Origin of the sequence: Serratia sp. CY37869 (assembly GCF_052168895.1) — a bacterium.
In the GTDB taxonomy this organism is placed as follows: Bacteria; Pseudomonadota; Gammaproteobacteria; order Enterobacterales; family Enterobacteriaceae; genus Serratia; species Serratia ureilytica.
This window is the reverse complement of record NZ_JBJNLU010000002.1, coordinates 26,685-42,808: the sequence shown is the minus strand read 5'-3', so window position 1 is coordinate 42,808 and position 16,124 is coordinate 26,685. Positions and strand designations below refer to the sequence as shown.

Genomic DNA, 16,124 nt, shown 5'->3' with positions numbered 1-16,124 from the left:
ATATGCAATAACTCTTGCCGCTTCAATCGCCACAGCGCGTTAAATTGAAGAGAGAATATTAACATTGTTCGCAACATTGTTCTGCGTTCCGTCGTGACTTGTGTCAAGCAAACGCAATTAAATTTCGCCTGTTTTTCACTACTTATCGTTAAAATCTGCCGGTCATTTCACTTTTATCGAGCTTTGTCGTTTTTTTATACATATCACGTATTGCTAAAAATAAACGCGCTGGTAATCTGGCGGTGTTTTGCAGCAGTAAAAACAATAATCAGTGGCACGCTGGCCAATCTCATTGCGCCAGCAGATAAATATAAGCAGGAATAATAATGAGCAAAATCGCGCTGTTGTTTGCGATGCTTGTTTCTATGCCGATGATCACGGCCTGCAGCGCCAGCGAGCAGGTACCCGAAGCGCCGGTAGTTAAACAGCAATTATTGGGGTCGCCGGTCTATATTCAGATCTTCAAAGAGGAACGTAAGCTGGAATTGTATGCCAAAATGGGCAATGAATTCCGCTTGGTCAATACGTTCCCGATCTGTAATTTCTCCGGCGGGCTGGGTCCTAAACGTCGTGAAGGCGACTTTAAAAGTCCGGAAGGCTTTTATAGCGTTGACGCGCGCCATCTGAAACCCGACAGCAAGTATTATCGGGCGATCAATATCGGTTTCCCTAATGATTACGATAAGTCGCAGGGCTATTCCGGCGCTTATCTGATGATCCACGGCGAATGTAAATCGATCGGCTGTTACGCGATGACCAACACCTATATGGATGAGATCTATCGCTACGTCGAAGCCGCCTTCGCCTATGGCCAAAGCCGCGTCGACATCAGCATCTACCCGTTCCGCATGACCGAACAGAACCTGAAGCGCCATGCGTCATCCAGCTATATCGCCTTCTGGCGCCAGCTGAAGCCGGGCTATGATTACTTCGCGAAGAACCACCAGCCGCCGATGATGACCGTGGACAACGGCCAGTATGTGCTGGGTCAACCGTTGATGAGCAGCGGCCAGATGACGCAGTACGCGTCAACCAGCCCGACGCCCAACACCAATCCCTTCGCTCAGAACAAGCCGCTCACCGAAGTGAAATAACGCGAACTCGCCTGGCTCAATCTTGTGCCAGGTTTCGTTGGCGGTCAGCGGTTGGGTGGCGATCACCGTGACCACATCGTTCGGTGTGGTCTGCTGCTGAAAATCGATCTCCACGTCCTGATCCAGTAGCGTCGCCTTGCCGAACGGCGCGCGGCGCGTGATCCAATACAGGTTGGTGGAGCAATAGGCCATCACGAAGCGCCCGTCCGACAACAGCATGTTAAATACCCCTTTCTTGCGCAGCTGGCTCGCCAACAGGCCGATATAGCGGAACACCGCCGGCCACTGGCTCGGCGTGCGCGGGTATTTCAACGCCAGCTGATGCAGCAGCCAGCAAAACGCGTATTCGCTGTCGGTCTGGCCGACCGGGCGAAACGTGCCGGTATCCAGTTGGCGATAGCCTTTCAATTGGCCGTTGTGCGCGTAGGTCCAGTTGCGGCCCCACAGTTCGCGGGTGAACGGATGGGTGTTTTCCAGCGCCACTTCGCCGCGGTTGGCCTGGCGAATATGGGACACCACCGCGCAAGACTTGATCGGATAGTCCTGCACCAGGCGGGCGATCGGCGAGTTGAAGCTCGGCTGCGGATCCTTGAATGTGCGGCAGCCGTTCCCTTCATAGAAGGTAATGCCCCAGCCATCCTTATGCGGCCCGGTGCGGCCGCCGCGCTGTACCAGGCCGGTAAAGCTGAAGCAGATATCGGTCGGTACGTTTGCGCTCATCCCGAGCAGTTCACACATCGCCAGCACTCCTTAACCACACTGACATACGCTGTGCGGGCGCGGCATGCATGCAGCGCCCGCTGTCTTATTCCTGGGGGAGCCGCAGCCCCCCCGAAGGCTATCAAGCCTTAACCATCTCTTTTTCGATCAGCTGAATCAAGATGTGAATCGCTTTGATGTGGATTTCCTGAATGCGATCGGCGTAGCCGAAGTGCGGCACACGGATTTCCACATCGGCGGAACCCGCCATTTTGCCGCCGTCCTTGCCGGTCAGGGTGATCACTTTCATCCCCTTGGCGCGCGCCGCGTCGATGGCCTTGATGATGTTGCCGGAGTTGCCGGAGGTGGAAATGCCCAGCAGCACGTCGCCTTCGCGGCCCACCGCTTCCACATAGCGGGAGAACACATACTCATAGCCGAAGTCGTTGCTGACGCAGGACAGATGGCTCACGTCCGAGATGGCAATCGCCGGGTAGCCCGGGCGGTTTTCACGGTAGCGGCCGGTCAGCTCTTCGGCGAAGTGCATCGCGTCGCAATGGGAACCGCCGTTGCCGCAGGAGATCACTTTACCGCCGGCTTTGAAGGAGTCCGCCAGCAGCACCGCCGCGCGTTGGATGGCGTCGATGTTGGCGTCGTCATTGATAAATTTCGCCAGGGTATCAGCCGCTTCGTTCAGTTCACTGCGAATAAGGTCGTGGTACATGAGGAACCTCTTGTTATCGTCAAATCTTCCGCTCCGCAGTGTACCGGATCGCGGAAACAGCGAGAAGCATTCTCAGCCAAACAGCGCGCCGGTTAAGGAAGCGGAGAGGTTTTTGATGATTGGTGCTGTCAGTTTGTGACCTGAGTTGTAATTAAACTGTAAACGCATTGATAAAAATTCTGCCTTGTACTAAAACCTATTACATACACACAACAGGTCAGACCTCTTACTACTTCGGAGCTTCTTATGATGGTTCTTAGTATTGTCGTTTTACTGGCTCTCCTCGGCGTGGTGTTCTACCACCGAGTGAACCTTACCCTCAGCAGCCTGATCCTGGTGGCGTACACCGCCGCCATGGGCGCGATCGGCCTGTGGAGCTTCTGGCTGTTGCTGCCGCTGGCGATCGTGCTGCTGCCGCTGAACCTTTCCTCTGTGCGTCGCTCTCTGCTCTCCGCGCCGGCGCTGCGCGCCTTCCGCAAGGTGATGCCGCCGATGTCCACCACCGAGAAGGAAGCGATCGACGCGGGCACCACCTGGTGGGAAGGCGATCTGTTCCGCGGCGCGCCGGACTGGAACAAGCTGCACAGCTACCCGAAACCGCGCCTGACGGAAGAAGAGCAGGCGTTTATCGACGGCCCGGTGGAAGAAGCCTGCCGCATGGCCAACGACTTCCAGATCACTCACGAACTGGCCGATCTGCCGCCTGAACTCTGGGCGTACCTGAAAGAACACCGTTTCTTCGCGATGATCATCAAGAAAGAGTACGGCGGTCTGGAATTCTCCCCTTACGCTCAGGCGATGGTGCTGCAAAAACTGGCCGGCGTTTCCGGCATCCTGGCGATCACCGTCGGCGTGCCGAACTCCCTCGGCCCAGGCGAACTGCTGCAGCATTACGGTACCGAAGAACAGAAAAACCACTATCTGCCGGGCCTGGCGCGCGGCGACGAGATCCCTTGCTTCGCGCTGACCAGCCCGGAAGCGGGCTCCGATGCCGGTGCCATTCCAGACGTCGGCACCGTGTGCATGGGTGAATGGCAAGGCAAGCAGGTGCTGGGCATGCGCCTGACCTGGAACAAGCGCTACATCACGCTGGCGCCGGTCGCCACCGTACTGGGTTTGGCATTCAAACTGCATGACCCGAACCGCCTGCTGAGCGACAACGAATCCCCGGGCATCACCTGTGCGCTGATCCCGACCAGCACGCCGGGCGTGGAAATCGGCAACCGCCACTTCCCGCTGAACGTGCCGTTCCAGAACGGCCCGACCCGCGGCACCGACGTGTTCGTGCCGATCGATTACATCATCGGCGGCCCGAAAATGGCCGGCCAGGGCTGGCGCATGCTGGTTGAATGCCTGTCGGTCGGTCGCGGCATCACCCTGCCGTCCAACTCCACCGGCAGCCTGAAATCCATCGCCCTGGCGACCGGCGCCTACGCGCACATTCGCCGTCAGTTCAAGATCTCCATCGGTAAAATGGAAGGGATCGAAGAGCCGTTGGCGCGCATCGCCGGCAACACCTATGTGATGGACGCCGCCGCTTCGCTGATCACCTACGCGCTGGTGCAGGGCGAGAAACCGGCCGTGCTGTCGGCCATCGTCAAATACCACTGTACGCACCGCGGCCAGCAGTCGATCGTTGACGCCATGGACATCGCCGGCGGTAAAGGCATTATGCTGGGCGAATCCAACTTCCTGGCTCGCGCTTATCAGGGCGCACCGATCGCCATCACGGTGGAAGGCGCGAACATCCTGACCCGCACCATGATGATCTTCGGTCAGGGCGCGATCCGCTGCCATCCTTATGTGCTGGATGAAATGGCGGCGGCGCAGAACAACGATCTGAACGCCTTCGATAAATCGCTGTTCGGCCACCTGGGCCACGTCGGCAGCAACAAGGTACGCAGCTTCTGGCTGGGCCTGACCAACGGCCGCACCAGCGCCACGCCGACCAAGGACGCGACCCGTCGTTACTATCAGCAGTTGAACCGCCTGAGCGCCAACCTGGCGTTGCTGTCGGACGTTTCCATGGGCGTGCTGGGCGGCAGCCTGAAGCGCCGCGAGCGCATCTCCGCTCGCCTGGGGGATATCCTCAGCCAGATGTACCTGGCTTCCGCCGTGCTGAAACGCTTTGACGACGAAGGCCGTCAGAAAGAAGATCTGCCGCTGGTACATTGGGGCGTGCAAGACAGCCTGCATAAAGCCGAACAGGCGCTGGATGATCTGCTGCGCAACTTCCCGAACCGCTTTATCGCCGGCGCGATGCGCTTCGTGGTCTTCCCGCTCGGCCGTGTGCATACCGCACCGTCCGATCGTCTGGATCACCAGTTGGCCAAGATCCTGCAGGTGCCTTCCGCCACCCGCAGCCGCCTGGGGCGCGGCCAGTACCTGACGCCGAGCGAACATAACCCAATCGGTCTGCTGGAAGCGGCGCTGGCCGACGTGATGGCCGCCGAGCCGATTCACGAACGCCTGTGCAAGGCGGCCGGCAAAAACCTGCCGTTCACCCGTCTGGATCGTTTGGCGGAGCGCGCGCTGGAAGAAGGCAAGATCAGCGCCGACGAAGCGAAGATCCTGGTGAAAGCCGAAGAGAGCCGCCTGCGCTCCATCAACGTGGACGACTTTGCGCCGGATGCGCTGGCGGCCGCCAAGCCGGAAAAGCCGGCGGCGCAGTCTAAGCGCCAACAGCAGACCGAAGCGGCTTAACGCCAATTCCTACTCCACGCATCCAAGGGGCGATCATCATCGCCCCTTTTTCTTTTCTTGCATCACGAACTGCGCACCGCGCCGCAGGTTGGCGCAACGGCGGATTTCACGGGAAGGAAGTTCGGGTAGACTACGCAGCGGGTGCTCTGGATCTTTCTGTCCGGAGCCTTGGCAAAGGAGAGAAAGAGAAAGGCCCCGAGTCGATATTATCAACCCGAGGCCACTCTGATGCCTAGCAACATCAGGTTAGCCTCTTACCCGCCGCAAGGCAAGGATAGGGAGGTCAAAAATGCAGCAAAAACGGGTCGTGCTTAAGCTGGTGATCGTCTGTATGACGCTGATCGCGTTCATCTGGCTAACCCGCGGTTCGCTGTGCGAACTGCGCATCAGGTTGGGAGACTCGGAGGTTGCGGCCACTTTGGCTTACGAATCCGAACGGTAAGGCAACCCAACGGCGGGGTTCACCCCGCCCGTTGGCGGATGGTGTCAGGCAGGATCCACGAGCACCCGCCTTTTCAGCCGCTGACCGTCAGCTTGTCATAGCCGCGCAGGCGGTAATTCACCACCGACACCAGCCAGCAGAAAATGAACACGGCGATCACCCAATAACCCATCTCCCCCAGATGATCGTTGAGCCGCGCCACGGCGTCCCACAGCGGGCCGGACAGCGCCAGCTTGTCGGCGATAAGTCCGAGCGCTTCGATGCCGCCGATAAACACCGCGATGATCACCGACGCCGCCGTGATGGTCATGTTGTAGTACAGTTTGCGGATCGGTTTGGAGAACGCCCAGCCGTAAGCGCCAATCATCACGAAGTTGTCGATGGAGTCGATCAGCGCCATGCCGGCGGCGAACAGCGCCGGGAACAGCATGATGCTCCACAGGTTCATGCCGTGGCCGGCACCGGCAGCCGAAATCCCCAACAACCCGACCTCGGTGGCGGTGTCGAAGCCCAGGCCAAACAAGAAGCCCACCAGGTACATGTGCCAGCTCTGATTCACCAGCCTGAACAGCGGGCGGAAGCAGCGCGCCAGCGCACCGCCGCCGCTCATCAACAGATCCAGCGATTGATGCGCAGGCAGCTCGCCCGCCTTCACCTGCCGGAAAGCGCGCCACACGGAGATCAGCACCAGCAGGTTGATAAAGGCCACCGTCAGCAGAAACAGCGCGGACACCAGCGTGCCGATCAAACCGCCGGTTTCGTGAAACCAGCCCATCTGTCGGCTGAACATCATCGCCGTGGCGGCAATGGCGGCCGAGGCCAGCACCACGATGGTCGAGTGGCCGAGCGAGAAGAAGGTGCCGACCGCCACCGGCGTTTTGCCCTGTTGCATCAGCTTGCGGGTCACGTTGTCGATCGCGGCGATGTGATCGGCATCCACCGCATGACGCAGACCAAAACTGTAGGCCAGCAAGGCGGTACCCATCAGCGCCGCATTGTCTTTGAACACCGCCAGCGCCAGCAGCCAGACAACGACGTTGACCGCCACCAGCCCCAGCAGCAGGGATACCGCCCGCCGCCGGGCCGCGCCATGCAATCCTTCGGAAATTACCGCCATACCCACACTCCCGTATTCTCGTTATGTTGAAATCAATGGATTAGCGCCGCGCCGCGATCACCGCCGGATTGGCGCTCAAAAACAGCCAGGACGCGATCACGAACGGCATGGTCAGCGACGGCATCCCCAGCGGAGCCAGCAAAGTATTGAAAGCCCCCTGCACCAGCACCGTGAAAATCACGCCGAGCAGCGTATAGATAAGCACCCGCCGGCCGGGCGGGTTGAAGACGGAACCCAGCGCCACCGCCGTCAGCACCGCGCTGAAAGCATATAGCCCGGCGAAGACCGCCTGCGGATCGGCGCCGATCGCCAGCGCGGTGATCACCGCCAGCAAGGCGCCGAAAAAACCCAGCGCCATCGCGCGCGGCGACGAAACCGCCAGCCCGAGCAACAGCAGCACGCCGCCGCTCACGCTGCTGCACAAAAAGACCTGGGAGACGCCGTGCAACGCACCGCTCAACACCTCCGCCAGGTCGGGATGCGGGTTGAACACCGCGCCGTCGGCCGGGATGGCCGCCGGCGGCAACCGCACATGCCGCAGATGGCTGAACGGGTAGCTGGCCAGCAGCACCGTCCAGGTGGTCAGCACGAAAGGCGCGGTCAGCGCCGCGATCTTCCAGGTACGCAGCAGCCGATTGAGGCCGACGGTGACGATCACCGAGATCGCACTGCTGAAGATCACGCCGATCCACAGCCAGACTGAGGGCAGCAAAAAGGTCGGCAGCGCGGCGCCGACCAGGCAGCCGTTGTAGCCATAGAGACCGGTGCGCAACGCTGTGCGATCGTCCACCAACCACGCCGCGCTGAGCGTCGCCGCCGCCGTACCCAGCAGGCAGCCGAAGGCCACCTGCGGCAGCCCCTCTTCCCAGGCGCCCACGAAAATGGCGATGAAAAACAATAATCCGGTCAAAGGGTTATTTTGAAACATCACCTGCGAACAGCCGCGCAGCACCGCATCCGTCACCGCCGCTATTCGGCTGCGGGCGCACAACGCCGCCCAACTCCACTTTGTCGTCATGACCGCTTCCCGCTGCAGACTAGCGCCAGATAAAAGGCTCGGGCAGCGTCACGCCCAGGATTTCCTCCCGGGCGACGCGCCAGAAAGCGCGAATCGCCGCCTTCACCTGGCGCGCCTCTTTGCCCAAAGCCTTAAAGATCAGCCCGCACTCATTGGGCAACCGGCTGACGCCGCTGGCGATCCCCTCAGCCTCGTCATAGCGGGGCGCGATGCGATCGAGGAGCCGCTGATGATGCTCGGGCGGCGTCAGCAGGATCACATTGCCGAACACATCGAACGGCCCCATTACGCCGACCCCGTTCAGCGGGTGTTTATGCGGTTCCAGCACATAGCGCTCGACAAACAGCGTGTTGCCCTCGGGGCGACAGGCGCTGATGCGCGAAGAGTAAACGTCGAATCTGAAACCGCGATCCGCCTGATGGTGTTTGCGTCCCGACATCAGGATCTCGCCATAGAGCAGCGTCGCCGTGGGGTGCAGCGTAATGCGGGTATCGGTAATGAAGCGCGAGCCGCAGTGAGGGATCACCGGATCGGGCATCATCTCCAGATAGCTGCCCTCTTCGAGCGTCAGCGTCTGCATCTGCGCCGCGTAGTTATTTTCCATGGCGTGGATCTTGGTCGCCGATTGAGTGGTGACATGCCCGCAGGCCCGGGGGGCGACCTGCACCTCGAGCGTCAGGCGATCGCCCTGCAAGATGCAGCCCGAGGTGGAGATGACGAATACGCACGGCATCTGCGGCAGCGCCTCGTCCCAATACAGCGCCCGCTGCACCAGAAATGGCACGCGCCGCTCCATTTGCCGCAGCACGCTGCGATGCCCGTTCAGCGCGAACCCCAGCCGCAGATAGCCGGTTTTGCCCACGCCGCCGCTGGCCATCTGCGGCGGTTCGTCCTGGTAGGCGGCCAACTCCGGCGCGTCGGCGCCGAGTTGCGCCACGCGCCTCGCCGCTTCGCTGACGGCCGTCATACCGCCGCCGACGGCGCGTGGGTGAACAGGAAATCACGCATGATCATATCCACCAGTTCGTCGATGCCTTCGCCGGTTTTGCAGTTGGTGAGGATATAAGGCCGCTCGCCGCGCACCACGCGCGTATCGTGCTCCATCACCGCCAGGCTGGCGCCGACGTACGGCGCCAAATCGATTTTGTTGATCACCAGGATGTCGGCCTGCACCAGGCCCGGGCCGTTTTTGCGCGGGATCTTTTCCCCTTCGGCGACGTCGATAACGTAGATGTAAAAGTCCGCCAGCGCCGGGCTGAAGGTCAACGTCAGGTTATCGCCGCCGCTCTCGATCATCACCACGTCGCTGTCCGGGAAACGGGCCTCCATCTCCTCCACCGCGGCGATATTCATGCTCGGATCCTCGCGCACCGCGGTATGCGGGCAGGCGCCGGTTTCCACGCCCAGAATTTTCTCCTCGTCGAGGATCCCCTTGAGCGTGCGCTTGACCTGTTTGGCGTCTTCGGTAGTGACGATGTCGTTGGTGATGATTAACGGGCTGATGCCCCGTTCGATCAGACGCGGCGTAATGACTTCGATAATCGCGGTCTTGCCCGAGCCTACCGGGCCGCCGATGCCAATGCGGGTAATTTTCTTCACTCTGCTCGTTCCTTTGTCATTAGTTGCTGAACAGTCGGGTAAATGCGCCGACGTGCAGCGCGGCCAGGACGTCGGTCACCGGCGCGTAAGAGGCCATTTGTTCAACGCCGCCGCGTTCGGCTTCGTCACAAAAAACGTCGATGTCCCGGTTGAGTTGAAACAGGATGCGTTGGGTGTCGATATGGGTGACGCGCATCAGGCGCATGGCGGCGCTGAGAATGGTCATCGCCACGCCGTACTGATGCATCACCGCCACCTCGCGCGGCCCCGCGCCCAGCGCCGTCATCACTACCGCCTGCGTCACCGGATAGGTGCCGGCGGCGCGGCCGGTTTTGATCTGCTCAAGCCACCAGACCACCTGGGGCTCATCACAGATGGCCGCCGTCATTTCCGCCAGCTTCTTTCCCATCCTCACCACCATGCTGCGGCCTTCTTCATTCAGCTTGCGGTTGAACAGCGCCCAGTCGTGCCCGATAACCGCCTCGCGATCGCCCCCCTGCAGCGCCCGGCAGGCCGCCGCGACCGCCCGGCCGTCGCCGCCCGCCGCCTGTTGCAAAGCGGTGCGGGTGAACGACTGCAGCGTGTCGACATCGCGCACGATGCCGGCCTGGATCGCCGACTCGACGCCATTGGAAAAGGCAAACGCCCCCACCGGCAGCACCGAATCGGCAAACTGCAGGATGCGAATCAGCTGAACGGCGTTCATTTCAGCGTGATCACATGCTGACCGAGGAATGGGCTGTCAACATGCACATGGGTGGCGGAGTCCTCCGCGCCGCCGAACAGCAGGCGCGCTTCCGGCTGGGTCAGATGCGGCAAAATGCTTTCACCCTTCACGAACGAATAAGGCAGCGCATGAAAGCCGTGGGTTTTCATCACCGAATCCATCACCTTGGTCGCCACCGTCAGCGGAATAAAGATGCGATTCCCTTTGATGACCGATTTCCAGTGCTGATTGCCCAGGGCATGCCCCAGTTCGAACGCGGTCTTCAGCACCGTCGCCATATCGGTCGCCAGCAGCGACTCAAGATGGATTACCATCACGTCGCGCAGGTTCATCTGCACCACCACCGCGCTGCGGTTCGCTTCGTCCCAAAGCAGCACATCGCCGTCGGCCAGCACCTGGTGACGATCGAGGGAAATGCCGAGATCCTGACCATCGCGGGTGGTTTTGCGGCAGCGGCTTTTCTGCGCCTCCCACTGCGAAAGCGCCAACACGTCCAACGAGGCGTGTTGCAAGCGCTCACGCCAGTCGGCATCCCGTTTGATATTGCCGAGTATCTTTTCAATCACGATCATGAGCGGCGGTTCCTAGCTGAAGAAGTAGCGTTGATTAAGCACGGCGGTGGCGATCGGTTTCACCGTGGCGTGTTCGCCGTTGACCTTGACGGCGAAGGTTTCGGGGTCCACCTCGATGTGCGGCGTTTCCGCATTGCGCACCATGTCCTGCTTGGAGATCGCGCGGCAGTTATGCACTGCCATCACCTGCCGCTCCAGCCCCAGTTTCTCTTTGATGCCGTCGTGCAACGCCGCGCCGGAGACGAAGGTGACGCAGGTTTCCTGCAGCGATTTGCCCATGGCGCCGAACATCGGTCGGTAGAACGTGGGCTGCGGCGTCGGCAACGACGCGTTGGGATCGCCCATCACCGCCCAGTTAATCATCCCACCCTTGATCACCAGCTTCGGCTTGGCACCGAAGAAGCGCGGCTCCCACAGCACCAGATCGGCCATCTTGCCGACCTCGACCGAACCCAGCACGTGGCTGATGCCCTGCGCGATCGCCGGGTTGATGGTGATCTTCGCCACGTAGCGCAGCACGCGGAAGTTATCGTGTTCCGCCGCATCTTCCGGCAGCTTGCCGCGCGCGGCTTTCATCGCGTGTGCCGTCTGCATCACCCGCAGCCAGTTTTCGCCAACCCGCCCCATCGCCTGGGAGTCGCTGGAAAACATCGACAGCACGCCCATGTCGTGCAGCACGTTTTCCGCGGCGATGGTTTCCGGCCGCACCCGGCTTTCAGAAAACGCCACGTCGGCCGGCACATTGGGGTTGAGGTTGTGGCACACCATGATCATGTCGAACAGTTCGGCCTGACTGTTGATGCCGAACGGCAGCGTGGGGTTGGTGGAGCTCGGCAAGACGTTCATCTGCGCGGCGACCTTGATGATATCCGGCGAGTGCCCGCCGCCGGCGCCTTCGGTGTGGAAGGTGTGGATAGTGCGCCCTTCGAAGGCGTCGATGGTGTCCTCGACGTAGCCGCCCTCGTTCAGGCTGTCGGTATGCACCGCCACCTGAATATCCATGTCGTCGGCCACCCGCAGCGCGTGGCGCAGCGCGGAGTTGGTGGCGCCCCAGTCCTCATGCACCTTCAGCCCGGCCACGCCGGCGGCGATCTGTTCGACCAGCGGCGCAGCGTGCGAAGCGTGCCCCTTGCCGAGCATCCCCACGTTGACCGGCATGCTCTCAAAGGCGCGCAGCATGCGGTGGATATGCCAGGGCCCGGCGGTCACCGTGGTGCCGTTGGAACCGTCGGTCGGCCCGACGCCGCCGCCGAAGAAGGTCGTCACGCCGTTGGAGAGCGCATGTGCGGCCTGCTGCGGCGAAATGAAATGAATGTGCGTATCGATGCCGGCGGCGGTCAGGATCAGGTGTTCGCCCGAGATGGCGTCGGTGCTGACGCCCACCACCATGCCGGGCGTGACGCCGTTCATCATCGCCGGGTTGCCGCTTTTGCCAATGCCGGCGATCAGGCCGTTTTTAATGCCGACGTCCGCCTTGATCACCCCTTGCCGGGCGTCCAGAATGGTCACATTGGTAATGACCAGATCCAACACATTGTCGCTGGTTAATCGGTTATCGGCGCCCATGCCGTCGCGCAGCGACTTACCGCCGCCGTAGACCGATTCCTCACCGTAACCGCGCAGATCTTTTTCTATTTCAATAAACAGTTGCGTATCGCCCAAGCGAATTTTATCGCCGGTGGTCGGGCCGAACAGCCCGGCATATTCCTGCCTGGAGATCGTTGGCATGCTTTATTCCTCGTCCGTCTTGATGGGCGCCTGGTCGCGGTTTTTATAACCCAGCTCAATAGCTCGCTTTACATCTATAGTTTTCTTTACTCTTTCACCGGCGGCTACCGGGCTGTCGCCCGCCCAACCGTCCACCAGATTATTAAAACCATAAACCGTTTGCTTGCCGCCGATGGCAATAAGCGCCACCTCGATTTCATCGCCGGGTTCAAAGCGGATCGCCGTCGTGGCGGTGATATTTAACCGTTTACCAAAGGCGGCGGCGCGATCGAACTGCAGCGCTTTGTTGGCTTCGAAGAAATGAAAGTGTGAGCCGACCTGAATAGGCCTGTCGCCGGTATTGCGCACCGTTAAAATAACCGTCTCGCGATCTTCATTGAAGGTGATGGGACTTTCGGACAGGATATAGCCGCCTGGCGGCACGTGCTTTTCTTTGTCATGCTTTTTCATCGGAATACCTGTGCTGATAAGATTCGTCCATGGGATTCAGGAAGGCCATCGGCGCTTATTGAATAGGATCGTGCACCGTCACCAGGCGGCTGCCGTCGCTGAATATCGCCTCGACCTGCACATGCGGGATCAAGTCCGCCACGCCGTCCATGACGTCATCGCGGCTCAAAACCTGCCGCGTGTCGTTCATGACTTCTTCCAGCGTTTTTCCCTCGCGGGCGCCCTCCAGCGCCGCGGTGGTAATAATGGCCACCGCCTCGGGATAATTAAGCTTTATCCCTCTGGATTTTCGTTTTAATGCGACGTCAGCCAAGGTATAGACCATCAGCTTTTCGATTTCTCTTGGCGTTAATTGCATGGAGCACTCCGATCTCGATAGAAATAATCAGACAAAGTGAGGCCAAAGGTTACTTATAGTTAATAACCTTGCGTTATTTATTTACGATTGTCCGACACTCGAATAATCTAGGGGGTAATATTGAGATAATCAACCCGCTGCTTTATTCAAACCCAAGCATGAGCTGTCCCATTTCCTAAAAAAGTAACGGCGACGTGATAGTTTTTATCGATAAAAAGTCTTTTTTCATCTTCCCACTCCCACAATAAAACGATCAAAAAAAGAACGGATGGCGTTTTTTTATTTTAATTACCGTCATGAAATCCAGATAAATAAGCACTGTCCTTATGGATGGCATTAATATTAAAGACATGTAACCAACGGTCAGAAAATATAATTAAATTTACAAATAAGACGCGAGTGAAAATACCTTTTTAGTTAAAAACAATTTATCTATTCTGTTACTGATGCCAATAAGTTATTAAAAAAAAACCCGGCCGCAGCCGGGTTTGCCTCATTACTGTCGGGCTCTTCAGCCTTGCTGACGAATGCGCGCCAACAGCGCGTCGATATGCTCGATCTGCGGCGCATTGACGATCAGCGTGCGCCCCAAACCCAGCGCATGACGCTGACAGTCGAGGCGCATGTCGGCGTCGGCGATGCTGTCCAGATCGGCGACGTGCGCCAGGCCGATAGTGCGCCGAATCAGCTCGGCGCCGCAGTACCCTACCGCATCAATCCAGACCTGCTGCAGGAACTGCTCGGCGTAACCCGGCGTCGCCAGCGCCGCATCACGGCTTTGCTGATGGCACAGCGCCAGGAAACGATCGGCAAAGATCAGCCACAGCTCGCGCACATCCTGCAGACGCTGCTCGCGCCCGGCGGCGGCGTCGCGCGGCCCGAACAGCCCAGGCTGGCCGCAATAGTTGAGCAGCAGATTGCCTAACGCAGTGCCGACATCGAAACCGATCGGGCCGTAGAAACCGAATTCAGCGTCGATCGCTTTCAATCGCCCTTCCGCCACGAAAATTGAACCGCTGTGGATATCCCCGTGCAACAACGCCTCCGCCTTGCTGAGAAAGCGGTGTTTCAGGCCGGCGACCGCCAGCTTCAACGGTGCATCCTCGCGCAACGCCTGCACCTGCGGCAACAGCGCCGCCTCGAACTGATTGCGCTCATGGTCGATATAGGGATCGGTAAAGAACAGATCTTCGGTGATCTGGCACAGCTCGGGGTTGGTGAAGCGGCTGACTTCCGCTTTTTTCTGCTGCGCCGACTGATAAAAATCGGAGGTGTGGAACAGCGTCTGCGCCAGGTATTCCGCCAGCTGACCGGCCGCCAGCGGATGATAGTTCCCCTGCACCAGTTCGCTGCGCCAGATGCGATGATCGGAGAGATCTTCTTGCACCATCACCGCCAACTCGGGATCGTGGTGCAGGACTTTTACCGTATGTCGCGGGCAGAAACCGCCGTGGATCAACAGCGTTTCCGCTTCGATGCGCGCCCGATCCAGCGTCAGCGGCCAGGATTCGCCCACGCAGCGCACGTACGGCAAGGCCTGTTTGACGATCACCCGGCTCACGCCTTCGCGATCGCGGATCTTGAACACCAGGTTCAGGTTGCCGTCGCCGATCTCGTCGGCGCTGACCAGCGCCTGCGGATCGGCCACCTGCCCGTATTGGCGGGCGTATTCAACGGCATCGGCAGCCGTAAACGTACGATAAAGCGACATTCCCCAACCCCTCTGTTCTCTCTCGCTGCCCCCAGCGATTCTGTTTATTTAGACGTAAAAGCATTTGGACGTCTATACATCTGGAAGTCATGTTGGCAGAATAGCGTTTCAGATGCAATAACCTCGCAACAAGGAATTAACCGCCGATGCAAGCGCTTAACACCACCAGTTTGACCCTGCGGGACAACCGCCTTTGGATCCTCGATCAGCAAGCCCTGCCGCAGGAAAAGCGGTGGCGCACCTGCGACAGCGTGGAGGAGTTGGTCGGGCACATTCACAGCCTGCGGGTGCGCGGCGCGCCGCTGATCGGGCTGTCCGCCAGCCTGCTGTTGGCGCTGCTGGCGGAACGCGGTGTGCCGCGCGCCGAGCTGGAACAGGCGCTGCACACGCTGCGCGCCGCCCGCCCGACGGCGGTTAACCTGATGAACAATCTGGATCGCATGAAGCTGGCGCTGGCGGAGCCGGACTGGGCGCCGGCGATGGTGAACGAAGCGCTGCGGCTGGTGGAGGAAGATCGCCGGCTGTGCGATCGCATCGCCGATCACGGCGCTGGGCTGGTCAAGCCAGGCAGCCGCCTGCTGACCCACTGCAATACCGGCGGGTTGGCCACCGCCGGCGTCGGCACCGCCATCGGCGTGCTGCTGCGCGCCCACCAGCAGGGCAAAGTGCAACAGGTATGGGTTGATGAAACCCGGCCGTTGCTGCAGGGCGGCCGTCTGACCGCCTGGGAACTGGGCGAGCTGGGCATTCCCTATCGCCTGATCTGCGATTCGATGGCCGCCAGCCTGATGGCGCAGGGCCAGGTCGATGCGGTGTGGGTCGGCGCGGATCGCATCGCCGCCAACGGCGACGTCGCCAACAAGATTGGCACCTACAGCCTGGCGGTGCTGGCGCACTACCATGGCATTCCATTCTACGTGGCTGCCCCGCATACCACCCACGATCCGCACTGTCCGGACGGCGCCGCCATCCCGATCGAGCAACGCGCGGCGGCCGAAGTCACCGGCGTTTCAGGCAGCTTCGGCGCCTGCCAGTGGGCGCCGGCCGATGCGCCGGTCTGCAATCCGGCGTTCGACGTCACGCCGGCCAAGCTTATCAGCGGGTGGGTGTTCGACAGCGGCGTGATCACGCCGCAGCAGGTTGAAGCGGGGATTTTCCAGCGGGCGCTGGGTTAACGCCCGC

General features: G+C 60.1%; 16 protein-coding genes. 4 read left to right on the top strand and 12 right to left on the bottom strand.

Translation table 11 applies throughout. From position 1 onward, the window contains the following. Window positions 1-326 precede the first annotated feature (326 nt). On the top strand, window positions 327-1,094 hold the full coding sequence (dpaA, locus tag ACJ8J1_RS10385; protein WP_033641973.1) for a peptidoglycan meso-diaminopimelic acid protein amidase: 768 nt from the start codon (window positions 327-329) through the stop codon (window positions 1,092-1,094). Here dpaA and ACJ8J1_RS10380 read toward each other — a convergent pair. Next, complete coding sequence (locus ACJ8J1_RS10380; protein ID WP_019454310.1) at window positions 1,029-1,832, bottom strand: class II glutamine amidotransferase; 804 nt, start codon at window positions 1,830-1,832, stop codon at window positions 1,029-1,031. The two genes, dpaA and ACJ8J1_RS10380, sit on opposite strands and share 66 nt — an antisense overlap. A 103-nt stretch (window positions 1,833-1,935) precedes the next feature. Next, entirely contained in the window at window positions 1,936-2,517 is a 582-nt protein-coding gene (gene lpcA, locus ACJ8J1_RS10375) for a D-sedoheptulose 7-phosphate isomerase (protein ID WP_004930220.1), read from the bottom strand. A 246-nt stretch (window positions 2,518-2,763) separates the two neighbouring features. Between lpcA and fadE the strand changes: the two genes are divergently transcribed. Both fadE and ACJ8J1_RS10365 read left to right on the top strand, forming a co-directional pair. Further along, entirely contained in the window at window positions 2,764-5,220 is a 2,457-nt protein-coding gene (fadE, locus tag ACJ8J1_RS10370) for an acyl-CoA dehydrogenase FadE (protein WP_103682158.1), read from the top strand. 289 nt (window positions 5,221-5,509) lie between these two features. Next, complete coding sequence (locus ACJ8J1_RS10365; protein WP_004930217.1) at window positions 5,510-5,662, top strand: Hok/Gef family protein; 153 nt, start codon at window positions 5,510-5,512, stop codon at window positions 5,660-5,662. 73 nt (window positions 5,663-5,735) lie between these two features. On the opposite strand, the gene ACJ8J1_RS10360 is transcribed toward ACJ8J1_RS10365, so the two are convergent. From ACJ8J1_RS10360 to mtnK, 10 genes are all read right to left on the bottom strand, one after another. Then, on the bottom strand, window positions 5,736-6,779 hold the full coding sequence (locus tag ACJ8J1_RS10360) for a HoxN/HupN/NixA family nickel/cobalt transporter (RefSeq protein ID WP_046688284.1): 1,044 nt from the start codon (window positions 6,777-6,779) through the stop codon (window positions 5,736-5,738). A gap of 40 nt (window positions 6,780-6,819) precedes the next feature. Beyond that, the gene (yut, locus tag ACJ8J1_RS10355) at window positions 6,820-7,797 is read right to left on the bottom strand and encodes an urea transporter (protein ID WP_033641971.1); all 978 of its coding nucleotides are present in this window, start codon (window positions 7,795-7,797) and stop codon (window positions 6,820-6,822) included. A 19-nt stretch (window positions 7,798-7,816) separates the two neighbouring features. Continuing rightward, complete coding sequence (locus ACJ8J1_RS10350) at window positions 7,817-8,764, bottom strand: urease accessory protein UreD (RefSeq protein ID WP_033641970.1); 948 nt, start codon at window positions 8,762-8,764, stop codon at window positions 7,817-7,819. Continuing rightward, window positions 8,761-9,396 (bottom strand): urease accessory protein UreG, encoded by a 636-nt coding sequence (gene ureG / locus ACJ8J1_RS10345; RefSeq protein ID WP_033641969.1) that lies wholly within the window; start codon window positions 9,394-9,396, stop codon window positions 8,761-8,763. The genes ACJ8J1_RS10350 and ureG overlap by 4 nt, the downstream gene beginning before the upstream one ends. 19 nt (window positions 9,397-9,415) lie before the next feature. Then, the gene (locus ACJ8J1_RS10340; RefSeq protein WP_033641968.1) at window positions 9,416-10,102 is read right to left on the bottom strand and encodes an urease accessory protein UreF; all 687 of its coding nucleotides are present in this window, start codon (window positions 10,100-10,102) and stop codon (window positions 9,416-9,418) included. Beyond that, entirely contained in the window at window positions 10,099-10,695 is a 597-nt protein-coding gene (gene ureE / locus ACJ8J1_RS10335) for an urease accessory protein UreE (protein WP_033641967.1), read from the bottom strand. Before ureE ends, ACJ8J1_RS10340 begins: the two co-directional genes overlap by 4 nt. A gap of 12 nt (window positions 10,696-10,707) precedes the next feature. Beyond that, complete coding sequence (locus tag ACJ8J1_RS10330) at window positions 10,708-12,423, bottom strand: urease subunit alpha (RefSeq protein ID WP_033641966.1); 1,716 nt, start codon at window positions 12,421-12,423, stop codon at window positions 10,708-10,710. A gap of 3 nt (window positions 12,424-12,426) precedes the next feature. Continuing rightward, window positions 12,427-12,873: an urease subunit beta gene (locus ACJ8J1_RS10325; RefSeq protein WP_033641965.1), complete on the bottom strand. Its 447-nt coding sequence runs from the start codon at window positions 12,871-12,873 to the stop codon at window positions 12,427-12,429. Between the two features lie 55 nt (window positions 12,874-12,928). After that, window positions 12,929-13,231, bottom strand: a complete 303-nt coding sequence (locus tag ACJ8J1_RS10320; RefSeq protein WP_025160087.1) for an urease subunit gamma — start codon at window positions 13,229-13,231, stop codon at window positions 12,929-12,931. Between the two features lie 511 nt (window positions 13,232-13,742). Continuing rightward, window positions 13,743-14,942 carry an S-methyl-5-thioribose kinase gene (gene mtnK, locus ACJ8J1_RS10315; protein WP_033641963.1) on the bottom strand — a complete coding sequence of 400 codons (1,200 nt, stop codon included), beginning with the start codon at window positions 14,940-14,942 and terminating at the stop codon, window positions 13,743-13,745. A gap of 146 nt (window positions 14,943-15,088) precedes the next feature. Between mtnK and mtnA the strand changes: the two genes are divergently transcribed. Continuing rightward, window positions 15,089-16,117 (top strand): S-methyl-5-thioribose-1-phosphate isomerase, encoded by a 1,029-nt coding sequence (gene mtnA, locus ACJ8J1_RS10310; protein WP_033641962.1) that lies wholly within the window; start codon window positions 15,089-15,091, stop codon window positions 16,115-16,117. The last annotated feature ends 7 nt before the right edge of the window (window positions 16,118-16,124 follow it).

What these genes read in the sequence shown, in the direction of transcription:
- fadE (WP_103682158.1), top strand. Translation starts at nt 2,764, where the DNA reads ATGATGGTTCTTAGTATTGTCGTTTTACTGGCTCTCCTCGGCGTGGTG.
- lpcA (WP_004930220.1), bottom strand. Translation starts at nt 2,517, where the DNA reads ATGTACCACGACCTTATTCGCAGTGAACTGAACGAAGCGGCTGATACC.
- mtnK (WP_033641963.1), bottom strand. Translation starts at nt 14,942, where the DNA reads ATGTCGCTTTATCGTACGTTTACGGCTGCCGATGCCGTTGAATACGCC.
- yut (WP_033641971.1), bottom strand. Translation starts at nt 7,797, where the DNA reads ATGACGACAAAGTGGAGTTGGGCGGCGTTGTGCGCCCGCAGCCGAATA.
- ACJ8J1_RS10380 (WP_019454310.1), bottom strand. Translation starts at nt 1,832, where the DNA reads ATGTGTGAACTGCTCGGGATGAGCGCAAACGTACCGACCGATATCTGC.
- ureE (WP_033641967.1), bottom strand. Translation starts at nt 10,695, where the DNA reads ATGATCGTGATTGAAAAGATACTCGGCAATATCAAACGGGATGCCGAC.
- mtnA (WP_033641962.1), top strand. Translation starts at nt 15,089, where the DNA reads ATGCAAGCGCTTAACACCACCAGTTTGACCCTGCGGGACAACCGCCTT.
- ACJ8J1_RS10360 (WP_046688284.1), bottom strand. Translation starts at nt 6,779, where the DNA reads ATGGCGGTAATTTCCGAAGGATTGCATGGCGCGGCCCGGCGGCGGGCG.
- dpaA (WP_033641973.1), top strand. Translation starts at nt 327, where the DNA reads ATGAGCAAAATCGCGCTGTTGTTTGCGATGCTTGTTTCTATGCCGATG.
- ACJ8J1_RS10365 (WP_004930217.1), top strand. Translation starts at nt 5,510, where the DNA reads ATGCAGCAAAAACGGGTCGTGCTTAAGCTGGTGATCGTCTGTATGACG.
- ACJ8J1_RS10350 (WP_033641970.1), bottom strand. Translation starts at nt 8,764, where the DNA reads ATGACGGCCGTCAGCGAAGCGGCGAGGCGCGTGGCGCAACTCGGCGCC.
- ACJ8J1_RS10320 (WP_025160087.1), bottom strand. Translation starts at nt 13,231, where the DNA reads ATGCAATTAACGCCAAGAGAAATCGAAAAGCTGATGGTCTATACCTTG.
- ACJ8J1_RS10340 (WP_033641968.1), bottom strand. Translation starts at nt 10,102, where the DNA reads ATGAACGCCGTTCAGCTGATTCGCATCCTGCAGTTTGCCGATTCGGTG.
- ACJ8J1_RS10330 (WP_033641966.1), bottom strand. Translation starts at nt 12,423, where the DNA reads ATGCCAACGATCTCCAGGCAGGAATATGCCGGGCTGTTCGGCCCGACC.
- ACJ8J1_RS10325 (WP_033641965.1), bottom strand. Translation starts at nt 12,873, where the DNA reads ATGAAAAAGCATGACAAAGAAAAGCACGTGCCGCCAGGCGGCTATATC.